Below are 12,071 nucleotides of genomic sequence, written 5' to 3'. Positions count from 1 at the left end.
ACACCCGTCGCCGGTTTCGTGGTCATACTGACGGAGCGGACAGCCGAACGTCCGCGCTATCGGGGGTGCTGTGATCTGGCTTCTGCAATTGCCCGCTGTCCTGCTCGGGTTCTTCGCGGTGACGTCCGTCATCGCAGTGTCGGTGGGCGGGCTGATCCTGTTTCGAAAAGCGGTGTCCCACACCCGGCTCGAGAAAGCGAGCGGGATGGCAGGCGATGTGTTCCAGCTTGCAGGCGTGCTCTACGCGGTGCTGGTCGCCTTCGTTGTGGTCGTCGTGTGGGAGCAGTTCGGAGAAGCCGAAAATGCGACCGCAGCGGAGGCGAGCGCCATCGCAGACCTTCTTCGGGATTCCACGGCGATCCCTCCGGAGTACCGGCTCGAGGTGCGAAAGCAACTCGTCGCGTACACCGAGGACGTGATCAACGACGAACTACCGCGAATGCGGCGAGGCGAGACCATCGAGGAGGAGTCCGATCACATGACCGCCCTCTGGTCGACCTTCCTCAAAGTGGAGCCGAAGAGCCGCAACGAGATCGCCTTCTTCGACCACGACATCGTCAAGCTGAACGACCTGAGCGCGAACCGCAAGCTTCGTGTCTCGACGGGCGAGTCGGCGGTCCCGGGCGAACTGTGGGTGCTGCTGATCGGTGGTGGCGCGGTCGTGATGGCGTTCACGTTCCTGTTCGGGACCCGCGACCTCGTTATCCATGCTGTGGCTGTTGGTTTGACCGCGGGACTGATGGGCTTCGTGATGTATCTGATCTTCGCGCTCGAGCATCCCTTCGTCGGCGCGCTGTCGGTCAAGCCCGACCCGTATGTCAACGTGCTGCAGATCTGGCGCGAAGATCAGCCGCAGAACTGATGCCGGTGCCCGGCGTCGTTAACGTCCCGGCGGGAGTTCCCGGGGACCGCTGTGGCCACGTAGTTCGCGCGTGCTTCCTCCGGCGAGTCCGGCCTGACCCTTGCTATTCGTCACCGCGTGCGCCGCATGCTCGGCAGCACCGAGCCCGTCGTAGCGGTTGTCACGTTCGACGGTTGTCGTTTTCCGCGGGACGGGCTCATGGTCGGAAACACGTTCTCCCACAACGTCCTCGGTCTCCTCGACCTGAGAACTCACCCGATGCGTGCGTCGCATCGAGATGTGAATCTCCTCGGTCTCCTCGAAGATCTGCCGAACACCTCGAAATGGCTTGGTGGTGGTGTCGATCGCGCTGGCGATGATCGGCGGCACCAGTGGGCGAATCCAGCGCGCGGCGGCTCGGGTGACATCCGGAATGGCCGGGATCAGGGAGCGTCCCGACTGCTCCCCCGAGGCGTCGTCGTCAATTCGCGACGGCAAGTTGTCCTGGACGTCGGAGGTGGTGGCCACAGCGGGCGCCGCGGGCAACTCGGCCGGAAAGAGGCTCGCCGCTTCAGCTTCGGCGGCGATCGGCAGATACACATCTTCGATCGCGGCCGGGGGGATGCGCTCCGATCGTGCGGTCACCGCCGGCCCGGTCGCCTCGATCACCCGGCGGCGCTGCTGTTCGCGATCGATCTCCAGCTGCGCCTCGACAGCCATGCGGGCACTGGTCAGCTGCTGTTCGGCCCACATGTTGTCGATCGCGGCGCGCACCTCGGCCCGCTTCACCGCGATCGCGGTATCGGCCTGCAGTTCCGCTTTATTCCGCTCGACATCGGCGGCGATTCCGCGATCCTGAGACGTCTCGCCGCGCCACAGCTTGAGGATCAGCGGCAGCACGCTCAGCAGGACGAAGAATCCGTCGACAAGCAATCGGAGAATGAGAGCACCCGAGTTGGCCAGCGTGTGGTCGTTCATCGCGACCCATCGAGCGCCCAGCCCGCGATCGACATCGGCCGTCGCGGCTTGCCGGGCCTCCGCCAGTTCTTGCTCGCCATCGACGATTTGGGCGTCGAGCACGGGTGCCTGACGGTCTCGTTTGGCCAACGCACCGTCGAGCGTGCGCTGGGCGTCGGCGAGAAAGTCATTCGCCGTTCGGTTTTCGGGGCCGGCACCGGGCACGCCGGTGATCGTGGTTTGGGGGCAGTCGGGCCGGGGGTTGAATTCACAGCGGGCGACGACAAGGGCCTCTTGGCGGCGTTGCACGGCCTGCTCCACCGCCTCGTCGAGACCGCGGCGCGCGGTGCGACTGCGCTCCAGATCGGCCGCGGCCTGCGCTGCTGCCGGGGTGGATTCGGCGGTGCGCGCCGCCTGCTCGTCGAGCAGTCGATCGATCGATCCGGAGAACACGACGACGGCGGCGAGTTCGCCGACCACGAGCCCGATCGCGATCAGGACGGCAGCGCGTCCGGCGACACCGGGGCCACCACGAATCGCACCGGAGACGATCGCGCGGCTCACCGCACCGACCAGCAGACCGAACGCTGAGGTCGCCGCGACGACGGCCGCGATCGGCCAGGGTGTCGACTCGGTCAGGGCGACGGCCGCCACCAACCACGTCAGAATCGCCGCGAGCAGAACCACCACCCCGGCGCTGACAAGGGTGGACCGGTCGTGGCGAGCTGAGACGGCAGGTTCGTGCTCAGAAACCCTGTGGGCGGACATGGAAACTCCAAACATCTTCCGGGCATTTCCAGGCGTGGATGCGCCCATCGACAACCCTGTCGACGGTGCTGACCAGGCGAAACCCCCCGCGCATCGCATCATCACGCCGATACGAATGCTTTAAATCTTCCCATAGGGTACCGGCGCGTGCGCCCTCCAGGCGCTGGCGTACCGCGTGGACCCCGCGACCGCCTACGCCTTCTTGGCGAGCAGTCGCGAAACCGGCAGCAGCGCAACCAGACTGACGATCGCGACGACGACAACCATGACGACGACACTGGGGTCGCTGAAGCTCTGGCCGCCGACGACGAGCGCCGCAGCGATGTTGCGCTGCGCGGTTCCCAAACCGAGAACGGTCCTGGTGTCTGCCGTCGGCCCGCCGAGCAGCCATCCCGCGGCATAGCCCAGCGCGATGAACAAGAGGCCGGCCAGAATGGCGCCGGTGCCGAAAACGGACAGCACCTTGCTGAAGTTGACGACGACGAGTAGCACCACGACGAGGATGAGTCCGAGGCTGGAAAGGCGGTCGAACAGCGGTTTGGCACGGGCGGCCGCGGCCGGCCATTTGGCGTTGACGGCGAGCGCGACGAACAGGGGCAGCAGCATCGTCACAACGAGCGAGATGGCGATCCTCGCGGGATTCACCGAGACGCCCGGCAGCAGCAGGGGCAGCACCAGCGGCATGTAGGCCACGGTGATCACCATCAGCAGGACCATCAGGGCCACCGCGAACGCGAGGTTGCCCTTGGCGATCTGGGTGAGCTTGGGCAGGAATGGCGCGCCGGCCGCCGCGCCCAGGAGCAGGAGTCCGACGCCGAGCGGTTCATCGAGTCGCAGGAGTTTCGCAAGCAATACCGCGGCGGCGGGCATCAGCACAAAATTCGCCAACAGCGACAACGACACCAGCCGCAGATTGCGCAGCGGGGCGGTCACCTGAGCGACGGTGAGCCCGAGCCCCATCGCGAGCATGCTGGACACGACGAACAGCAGCGTCGCGACCGGAACAGCCTTCTCTAGTACATCCACGATGGACTCTTTTGGCTTCTAGGGCGGCGGCGGCGGTGGTGGCAATCCCGGCGGCGGCGGCGGCGGTGGTGGTGGTGGTGGCAGCCCCGGCGGCGGCGGTGGAGGCGGCGGGGGCAGTCCCGGCGGCGGCGGTGGAGGCGGCGGGGGCATGAAGATCGGTGGCAACCCGGGGATTTGAATGACCATCGGACTGACTCCCGGCGGTGGCGGGGGTGGGGGCGGCGGCGGAGGTTCGATTGGCCGCGGCGGCGGGGGCGGCGACCCGTTGCTGGTGTTGATCGTGATGATCGAGCCCGGAATCGTCTGACCGGTCGGCGTGGTTCCTACCACCGCTCCGTACCGCGCTGAACTGTAGACCGGTGTCGTTTGCTCCGCCACCTGAAAGCCAGCCTCCCTGAGGCGCTTTCGCGCGATGTCAATGCCCAGACCCGACACGCTGGGCACCTGCCCGCCCGGCCCCCCGTCGACGTAACGCGGATCCGTCGGCGGAAGGCGGATGTCGCCGAAATCGTCGGCAATCGGCTCCATCGCCGCGAACCACGTACGGGCGGGCTCATTCCCGCCGTACAGGTCGCCGCCGCCGCACTCGCGCAGCGGGAACGAACAGATGCCGGACGGACTGCTCGAGTCGTCGAAGATGTAATTCGCCGCCGCATATCGATTGGTGAACCCGACGAAGCCTGACGATCGGTGCGACTCGGTGGTGCCCGTCTTACCCGACATCGGAAGGCTCCAGTTCACCGATGCCGCGGCCCCCGCCGCGGTACCCGGGCTCTGATCGTCCTTGCTCAGCGCATTCGCGAACGTGTTGGCCAGACCTTCAGGGACCACCTGCTCGCACGGCTGGCTGACGACCGGCACTTCCTTGCCGCGGCGGTCGAAGATCTTGTCAATCGGGCTGGGCGGGCACCAGACCCCGCCCGAGGCCAACGTCGCCGCAACATTCGCCAGTTCGAGGGCATTGAGCTGGAATGGGCCCAGCGTGAATGACCCGATGTTCTGTCTCTTGATGTAGTCGGCCAAGCTTTCGTTGCTCTCGGGGTCGTAGGACCGCGCCGTTCCCGGCAGCGCATAGGACCGCAAACCCAATCGGACCGCCATGTCGACGGCGCGCGGCACGCCCACCTGCTGGATCAGCCTCGCGAAGGCAGTGTTCGGCGACGTCGCCAGCGCGTCAGTGACATTCATTGAGCCGCGGTAGTTTCCGGCGTTCTTCACGCACCAGGTTTCCTTCGGACAGCCCGGCGTATCGCTGCTGCCGAGCCCTCTGGCCTGGACTGAGCCCGGCACTTGCAATTGCGCGTTGATACCCAGGCCCATCTCGAGTGCCGCAGCGGTGGTGAAGATCTTGAAGATCGAGCCCGCCCCGTCACCCACGAGCGAGAACGGCTGCTGTTGCACCGTCTCGTGAGCGTCGCCGTTGAGGCCGTACGTGCGGTTACTCGCCATCGCGGTGACATGATGCGCGTCCTTGCCGGGTCTGATCACGTTCATCACGCTGGCCACGCCGTCGAGGGTGGGGCTGGCGAACTTGTCGATCGCCGACTTGACCGAGGCCTGCACCGTCGGGTCCAGCGTCGTCCGAATCAGGTAGCCGCCGCGTGCGACCTGCTCCTTGCTGATTCCGGCTTTGGCGAGATAGTCCAGCACGTAGTCGCAGAAGAAGCCGTTGTCTCCGGCGGCAACGCACCCACCCGGCATCTCTCTCGGCCGGGGCAGCACGCCAAGTGGCTCGGCCTTGGCGGCGCGCAGTTCCGTCGCGCGGTCAGGAAGATTCTCGATCATGGTGTTCAACACCACGTTTCGCCGTTCGATGGCAGCCTGGGCGTTGGTGTAGGGGTCGAACAGACTCGTCGACTTCACCATGCCCGCCAGCAGTGCGGCCTGCGGCCACGTCAGCTGCGAGGCGTTGATGCCAAAGTAGGTCTGCGCGGCGTCCTGCACGCCGAACGCGCCATTGCCGAAATACACCAAGTTGAGATAGCGGGTCAGGATTTCTGCCTTCGGCAGCATCGCGTCGAGCGCCAGCGCCATGCGCATCTCACGCAACTTGCGCGCAGGAGTCAATTCGACCGCGGCCCGCCTTTCCGCATCGGTCTGGGCCGTCACCAACAACTGGTAGTTCTTCACATACTGCTGCTCGATGGTCGAGCCACCACGGGCGTTGACGTTGCCGGAGAGATAGCCCGATACGCCGGTCAGCGTGCCCTGCCAGTCGACGCCGTTGTGCTCGGCGAACCGCTTGTCCTCGATCGAGACGATCGCCAGCTTCATGGTGTTGGCGATCTTTTCGCTTGGTACTTGAAACCTGCGCTGGGAATACAGTCGCGCGATCGGCCGGCCGGCGGCGTCGACCATCGTCGAGACCTGTGGAACCTCACCCTCGATGAGCTGTGCTGAGCCGTTGGCGACGACGTCGGCGGCCCGGTTGGAGAACAACCCGATACCCCCGGCAAACGGGAACATCAGTGCGGCCAGAAGCACGCCGGCTGCCAGACAGCACCCGGCTATGCGCACGACAGCGGGCCACGCCCCCCGGCGCTCCTCCATGCGCTCAGATTAATCAGGCGCTCGGCGACGGGCGGCGACATCGCGACGAATTATCACCATCGTCAACGGTTTGTGATGCCACAGTGATGCCTGCGCGACCCTCGCCGATGAGTTTCGGGTGGCGCGGTGGTCTGCTTGGGCATGGCGCGAACCAATCTCTCGATGTCGATCTCCGCGGACGGCTACGTCGCCGGACCCAATCAGAGCGAGGAGAATCCGCTCGGCGTGGGCGGGATCAATGTTCACCAGTGGCACATCGGGCCAGCCAGCGAACATCCGGTCAATCAGCAAGTGATGTCAGAGATGATGGACGGCATGGGGGCAACGATCATGGGACGCAACATGTTCGGGCCTGTCCGTGGCGAGTGGGCCGATTCGGACTGGAAGGGCTGGTGGGGCGACGAGCCGCCGTATCACTGCCCGGTCTTCGTCCTCACCCATTACGCGCACGAGCCGATCGAGATGGCGGGCGGGACCACTTTTCACTTCGTGACCGACGGCATCGAGGCTGCGTACGCGAAGGCCCAGGCGGCGGCCGGCGACCGGGACATCTCGATCGCGGGAGGCGCGTCGTGCGCCCGGCAGGCGATCAAGGCCGGCATCGTTGACGAGATCGACCTGCAGGTGTCGGCGGCGATCCTCGGTTCGGGCGAGCGTCTGTTCGACGGATTCGAAGCGGGCGTCCCGGAGATGGAACTGGTTCGTGTCCTACATGCCCCCGGGGTGGCGCATCTGCGCTACGCCGTGACCCGACGTCAGGACACCGCAGCACCGAGCTCCGCGTAGACCGCGGCCTCGAAGCCGAGGATCGTTTCGACCATCTTGCCGTCGAAGAACGGCAGCAGCTGCGTCCCGATCACGGCGCCGATTCCCGCCTTGCGGTCGATCCAGAAGTAGGTGTTGAACAGACCCGACCAGTCGCCGGAGCCGGCGCTGCGCATGCCTGGCAGATCGATCGAGTACACGTGAAACCCGAGGCCCCATCCTTGCGGCACGGGAAGCAGCTCGACCGGGTTGGCCAGCTCGGGGTCTGTCGGTTCCAGTTTCTGCGGCAGCGGCGCCCCGTTGAGGTGGTCGCGCAACGCGAGGTCGACCGTCTCCTCTTTGAGGATGCGCGTGCCGTCGAGCTCGCCGCCGTTGACCCAGGCGCGCACGAAACGCCCGTAGTCCGCGATCGTCCCGTAGGAGCCGTGGCCGCCGGCGTTCCACTCCTGCTCGACATCCAGGTCGATAGTGGTCGGCTTCAGGCTGCCGTCCGGCTGCCGGGAGAGGGTCGGCAGTAGGCGTTCGTGTTGCTTGGCAGTCATCGTGAATGTCGAGTCCGTCATGCCGAGTGGCCGGTAGATGTTCTCGGCGCAATAGTCGCCCAGCGCATGGCCGCTCACGGCCTCGACGACCTGGCCCAGCCAGTCGGTGCTGACGCCGTACTCCCAGACGGTGCCGGGATCGTGGACCAGCGGCGCGCTGATGCTCTGCTTCTTTCCCGTCAGCACGTGGGGGAACTCGTGCTCGGTGCAGTACCTGAAGAGCTTCTCGTTGAGGAAGTGGTAGCCGCAGCCGGAGGTGTGGTTCATCAGCTGGCGGACGGTCGCGTCCGTCTTCGGCGGGCGTAGGACCGGTTCGCCGCCCTCGAATCCGTCGAGGACCTGGAGATCGCCGAACTCGGGCACGAGCGACGCGACCGTGGCGTCGAGGTCGAGGCGGTCCTGCTCGACGAGCTGCAGCGCCGCGGTGGTCGCGACGGCCTTCGTCATCGATGCGTTCCGAAACATACTGTTGGGCTTGGCGTCTCCGGCTGCGCCCTCGTAGAGGACGCCGTCGCGGCTGACGATCGTGGCGGCGATGCCGTGCAGAGACCCATCGGCAGTCACGCCGTTGAGTAGGTCATCGATGCGCTCAAATGCCATGGCAAGCTCCTTTGCTCTTGGGGATGATCGCACGGGTAGTGGCTACGCCGAGACGCTTCGGGCCTTCACGTGTGCGCGAATGGGTTCCGCCGCGACCAACGTGAACGGCAGTGCGACCGGGAAATCGTCGCTAAGGGAGTGGATTTCGACGCGCCGGATGATGGTGGCCAGTGCGAGGGTGGCCTCGAGCATGGCGAAGTGGTCGCCGATGCAGGTGCGGGGGCCTGCACTGAACGGAATGTATTGCCACCGGTCGCGGCCGGCGGCCTGCTCCGGGGCGAACCGTTCCGGGTCGAACCGCAGCGGGTCTTCCCACAACCCGGGGTCGCGGTGCATCGCGTAGACCCCGACCGTGCACACCGTGCCGGCCTCTACGAGATATCCGTCGACCTCGATGTCGCGGGTGATCAATCGGGGAATCGTGGGGGCCGGCGGGCACAGGCGCAGCGCCTCGTGCAGCACCTGGACGGTGTAACGCAGGCGGGGCACGTCGTCGGGGGTGAGTTCCCGGTCACCGATGGCGTCGGTTTCAGCGCGGACTTTGTCCTGCATGTGAGGGTTGCGGCCAAGCGCCCACAGTGCGTAGGTCAGGGTCGTGGCGGTGGTGTCGTGTCCGGCCGACATGAACACGACGAGTTCGTCGCGGATCTCGTCGTCGGTCAGTGGGCGGCCGGTGTCCGGGTCGGTGGCGGCGATCATCGCCCGCACCAGCGGTGCGTCGCGGGCGGGGTCGTCGCGGCAGGCCTGCAGGACCTCGGCGGCGAGCCGGCGCACGGTGGCGGCCGCGGCGCGGGCCCGCCGGCGTGCCGGGGTGGGTAGCCAGCGGGGCGGTCTGAAGGGATTGGTTATCCGCGCCGTGACATAGCCAAGGGCTGTCCTCAGAGGTTCGGCGATCGCGTCGGCGCGCTCGTCGAGATCGATCCCGAGCACCGAGCGGCCGAGTGCCCGGAGGGTGAGCCGGCGACATTCTGTGTCGAGGTCGACGACCGCTGTGTCGCCCCAACCGGCGGCAACGGCGTCGGCGGCCTGAGCCATGTGACCCCCGAAGACGCGCACGTTCTGTTTGGTGAAGACCGGCTGCAGCACGCGCCGCCGGGGTAGCCAGGCATCGTGGGTGAAGGTGAAAAGGCTTGGGCCGAAGAGGAAGCGGAGTTCGTCGTGGGCGGATGTCCGTTCGGCTGCGCTACCGGTCTCGCCGAGAATGTCGCGGGCCGCCTGTGGCGAGGTTGCGACGACCGCCTCCGGAATCAACCATGTCGGACCGTTCTTCAAGCGCGTCACGTGTCCGCCGGCGTCGCGCAGCGTCTCCTGGCCGGTGTGAAATGCCTTGACCGCCTTCATCTGCTGTCGCAACGACAGCGGACTCCTCGGCGCAAGAGTCAGCCCAGCAGTATCGGTGGACGGAGCTGTGCTGCGGACCACGGCGTCTCCTCTGTCTGATGTCGAGCATCCGTCATCGATCCGGCCGTTGTCGAGGCTGTTCAGTCTTGGTGGTTCACAACGCAAGCGACGTCGGGTGGTGCATGCTGCATGCATGACAAAACGGCACCTCGTGATTGCGGTCGCGGTGGTCCTCGCCGCTACGGCGTGTGACAGTTCCACCGAGCCCGCGGCGTCCTCAGAGGCGGTGACGACACCGCCTGCCGCGTCGACGTCTGCAGCAGCCACCACATCTGCCTCGCCGTCCGCCACCGCGGCCGCGTCGTCGGCGTGCGCCGAACTCGAGGGCACGGTCGGCGAAGCCAACCTCTGCACGGTTCATGCCGAGACGCCCAACTACACGATCGACATGAGCTTCCCGGTCGACTACCCCGACCCAGACGCAGTGGTCGACGTCCTGACGAAGCAGCGCGAGGGGTTCATCGAGCTCGTCGAGGAGGAGCCGGTCCGTGATGTACCCAAAGCGCTGGATATCAAGTCGCAGACATTCCGGTCGGGAACGCCAGGTACTGAAAGCCTGGTCTTCGAGGAGTACAGCAACTTCGGTGGCGCCCATCCGGTGACGAACTACGACGCGCTCAATTACGACCTGGCCAAGAAGGAGCCGGTCACGTTCGAAACGCTGTTCAAGCCGGAGGCTGACCCGGTCGCCGTGCTCGATCCCCTCGTGCAGGCCGAGCTGACGAAGCAGTTGCCGGGCGCGACCGTCGGCGACAATCCCATCGGCGCGGAGATGTACCAGAACTTCGCCCTCACCGATGACGCGGTGCTGTTCTTCATCAGTCAAGGCCAGTGGACGATCTCGGCCGCCGGAGCGCAGACGGTCTCGATCCCCCGGACCGAACTCGCGTCGATCCTGGCCTGACCTGGCTCGATTACAGGTTTGGCCCCTTGAGCCAATACCATCGCTGTCGTTATGACCGACAACGCCCTGGCCGCCGTCGCCTCGCCACCTGACCGTATCTCCGCTGAGGCGGAACGTCGGCGGACCTTCGCCGTGATCAGCCACCCCGACGCCGGCAAGTCGACGCTGACCGAGGCGCTGGCGCTGCACGCCCGGGCAATCACCGAAGCCGGCGCGGTCCACGGCAAGGCGGGCCGACGCTCGACGGTGTCGGACTGGATGGAGATGGAGAAGGCCAGGGGCATCTCGATCACCTCGACGGCCTTGCAGTTCCCGTATCGCGAGTGCGTCATCAATCTGCTCGACACTCCGGGCCACGCCGACTTCTCAGAGGACACCTACCGGGTGCTGACGGCGGTCGACTGCGCGGTGATGCTGATCGACGCGGCGAAAGGCCTCGAGCCACAGACGCTGAAGTTGTTCCAGGTGTGTAAGCACCGCGGGATTCCGATCATCACGGTGATCAACAAGTGGGACCGGCCAGGTCGCCATGCGCTGGAGTTGATGGACGAGATTCACTCGCGGATCGGGTTGCGGCCCACTCCCCTGACGTGGCCGGTCGGTATCGCCGGAGACTTCAAAGGCGTGCTCGATCGACGGTCCGGTCGGTTTATTCGGTTTACCCGCACGGCCGGCGGCGCGACCGCGGCGCCGGAAGAACACATCGAGGCTTGTGACGCTTTCGAGGCCGCCGGTGTCGACTGGGATACGGCGGTCGAGGAGTCGGAACTGTTGTCGGCGGACGACTCCGACTATGACCGTTCGACGTTCCTGAGCGGCGAGGCGACGCCGACGCTGTTCACGTCGGCGGCGTTGAACTTCGGTGTAAATCAGCTGCTCGATGTGCTTGCTGAACTAGCGCCGGCGCCGAGCGGGGCTGAGGGCGTCGACGGGACCGCGCGCGGGGTCGAATCCCCGTTCAGCGCTTTTGTTTTCAAGGTGCAGGCTGGGATGGATTCCAACCACCGCGATCGGATCGCGTACGCGCGGGTGGTGTCGGGGACGTTCGAGCGTGGAGATGTTCTGACGCATGCGGCGACGGGTAAGCCGTTCGTGACGAAGTATGCGCAGTCGGTGTTTGGGCAGCAGCGGGCGACGTTGGATACGGCGTGGCCGGGTGATGTGATCGGGTTGGCGAACGCCGCGGCGTTGCGTCCGGGTGACACGTTGTATGTCGATGCGGCCGTGCAGTATCCGCCGATTCCGAGCTTCTCGCCCGAGCATTTCGCGGTGGCCCGTGGTGCAGATCCGAGTAAGCACAAGCAGTTTCGGCGTGGGATTGAGCAGCTGGAGCAGGAAGGCGTGGTTCAGGTGCTGCGGTCAGACCGGCGCGGCGAGCAGGCGCCGGTGCTGGCCGCGGTCGGACCGATGCAGTTCGAGGTGGCCACCCATCGGATGGCGACCGAGTACAGCGCGCCGATCACGCTGGAGTCGCTGCCGTATCAGGTTGCGCGGGTGGTGGATCCAGCGGACGCCGAGTTCATGAACCGGCAGGTGTCAGCGGAAGTGCTGACGCGCACGGATGGCGTGATGCTGGTGCTGTTCTCGACGCCGTGGCGGCTGGAGGGTTTTCAGCGGGACAATCCCGATGTGAAGCTGGGGTCGCTGGTAGCTGCGGAGGGGTAGCGACACCGGACTCTCCTCGAGTGTTATTGCGCGCTGTGCTCGACCCGTTATG

9 protein-coding genes are annotated in these 12,071 nt (G+C 66.0%); 4 read left to right on the top strand and 5 right to left on the bottom strand.

Features of this window, described 5'->3' with window-relative positions; all coding sequences use genetic code 11:
- The first annotated feature begins 70 nt into the window (after positions 1 to 70).
- Positions 71 to 862, top strand: a complete 792-nt coding sequence (locus ACIA48_RS16825) for a DUF4239 domain-containing protein (RefSeq protein WP_396733603.1) — start codon at positions 71 to 73, stop codon at positions 860 to 862.
- 18 nt (positions 863 to 880) lie between these two features.
- Here ACIA48_RS16825 and ACIA48_RS16820 read toward each other — a convergent pair whose 3' ends face one another.
- From ACIA48_RS16820 to ponA2, 3 genes are all read right to left on the bottom strand, one after another.
- Positions 881 to 2,566, bottom strand: a complete 1,686-nt coding sequence (locus ACIA48_RS16820; protein WP_396733600.1) for a DUF4407 domain-containing protein — start codon at positions 2,564 to 2,566, stop codon at positions 881 to 883.
- A 192-nt stretch (positions 2,567 to 2,758) separates the two neighbouring features.
- Positions 2,759 to 3,592, bottom strand: coding sequence for a bile acid:sodium symporter family protein (locus tag ACIA48_RS16815; protein ID WP_396733598.1), 834 nt, complete (start codon positions 3,590 to 3,592; stop codon positions 2,759 to 2,761).
- A gap of 18 nt (positions 3,593 to 3,610) precedes the next feature.
- Positions 3,611 to 6,142 carry a transglycosylase/D,D-transpeptidase PonA2 gene (gene ponA2, locus ACIA48_RS16810; protein WP_396733596.1) on the bottom strand — a complete coding sequence of 844 codons (2,532 nt, stop codon included), beginning with the start codon at positions 6,140 to 6,142 and terminating at the stop codon, positions 3,611 to 3,613.
- 141 nt (positions 6,143 to 6,283) lie between these two features.
- Between ponA2 and ACIA48_RS16805 the strand changes: the two genes are divergently transcribed.
- Positions 6,284 to 6,928 carry a dihydrofolate reductase family protein gene (locus ACIA48_RS16805; RefSeq protein ID WP_396733593.1) on the top strand — a complete coding sequence of 215 codons (645 nt, stop codon included), beginning with the start codon at positions 6,284 to 6,286 and terminating at the stop codon, positions 6,926 to 6,928.
- On the opposite strand, the gene ACIA48_RS16800 is transcribed toward ACIA48_RS16805, so the two are convergent.
- Positions 6,898 to 8,049, bottom strand: a complete 1,152-nt coding sequence (locus ACIA48_RS16800; RefSeq protein WP_396733591.1) for a serine hydrolase domain-containing protein — start codon at positions 8,047 to 8,049, stop codon at positions 6,898 to 6,900. The genes ACIA48_RS16805 and ACIA48_RS16800 overlap by 31 nt on opposite strands.
- A gap of 42 nt (positions 8,050 to 8,091) precedes the next feature.
- The gene (locus ACIA48_RS16795; RefSeq protein WP_396733588.1) at positions 8,092 to 9,471 is read right to left on the bottom strand and encodes a cytochrome P450; all 1,380 of its coding nucleotides are present in this window, start codon (positions 9,469 to 9,471) and stop codon (positions 8,092 to 8,094) included.
- 112 nt (positions 9,472 to 9,583) lie between these two features.
- Between ACIA48_RS16795 and ACIA48_RS16790 the strand changes: the two genes are divergently transcribed.
- Positions 9,584 to 10,354, top strand: a complete 771-nt coding sequence (locus ACIA48_RS16790) for an esterase (RefSeq protein WP_396733585.1) — start codon at positions 9,584 to 9,586, stop codon at positions 10,352 to 10,354.
- A gap of 51 nt (positions 10,355 to 10,405) precedes the next feature.
- Positions 10,406 to 12,019 (top strand): peptide chain release factor 3, encoded by a 1,614-nt coding sequence (locus tag ACIA48_RS16785; RefSeq protein ID WP_396733583.1) that lies wholly within the window; start codon positions 10,406 to 10,408, stop codon positions 12,017 to 12,019.
- The last annotated feature ends 52 nt before the right edge of the window (positions 12,020 to 12,071 follow it).

The sequence above is a fragment of the Mycobacterium sp. NPDC051804 genome, from assembly GCF_044452905.1.
Taxonomy (GTDB): domain Bacteria; phylum Actinomycetota; class Actinomycetes; order Mycobacteriales; family Mycobacteriaceae; genus Mycobacterium.
This window is presented reverse-complemented; position numbering and strand designations above follow the sequence as displayed.

What these genes read in the sequence shown, in the direction of transcription:
- ACIA48_RS16785 (WP_396733583.1), top strand. Translation starts at nt 10,406, where the DNA reads ATGACCGACAACGCCCTGGCCGCCGTCGCCTCGCCACCTGACCGTATC.
- ACIA48_RS16805 (WP_396733593.1), top strand. Translation starts at nt 6,284, where the DNA reads ATGGCGCGAACCAATCTCTCGATGTCGATCTCCGCGGACGGCTACGTC.
- ACIA48_RS16790 (WP_396733585.1), top strand. Translation starts at nt 9,584, where the DNA reads ATGACAAAACGGCACCTCGTGATTGCGGTCGCGGTGGTCCTCGCCGCT.
- ponA2 (WP_396733596.1), bottom strand. Translation starts at nt 6,142, where the DNA reads ATGGAGGAGCGCCGGGGGGCGTGGCCCGCTGTCGTGCGCATAGCCGGG.
- ACIA48_RS16820 (WP_396733600.1), bottom strand. Translation starts at nt 2,566, where the DNA reads ATGTCCGCCCACAGGGTTTCTGAGCACGAACCTGCCGTCTCAGCTCGC.
- ACIA48_RS16800 (WP_396733591.1), bottom strand. Translation starts at nt 8,049, where the DNA reads ATGGCATTTGAGCGCATCGATGACCTACTCAACGGCGTGACTGCCGAT.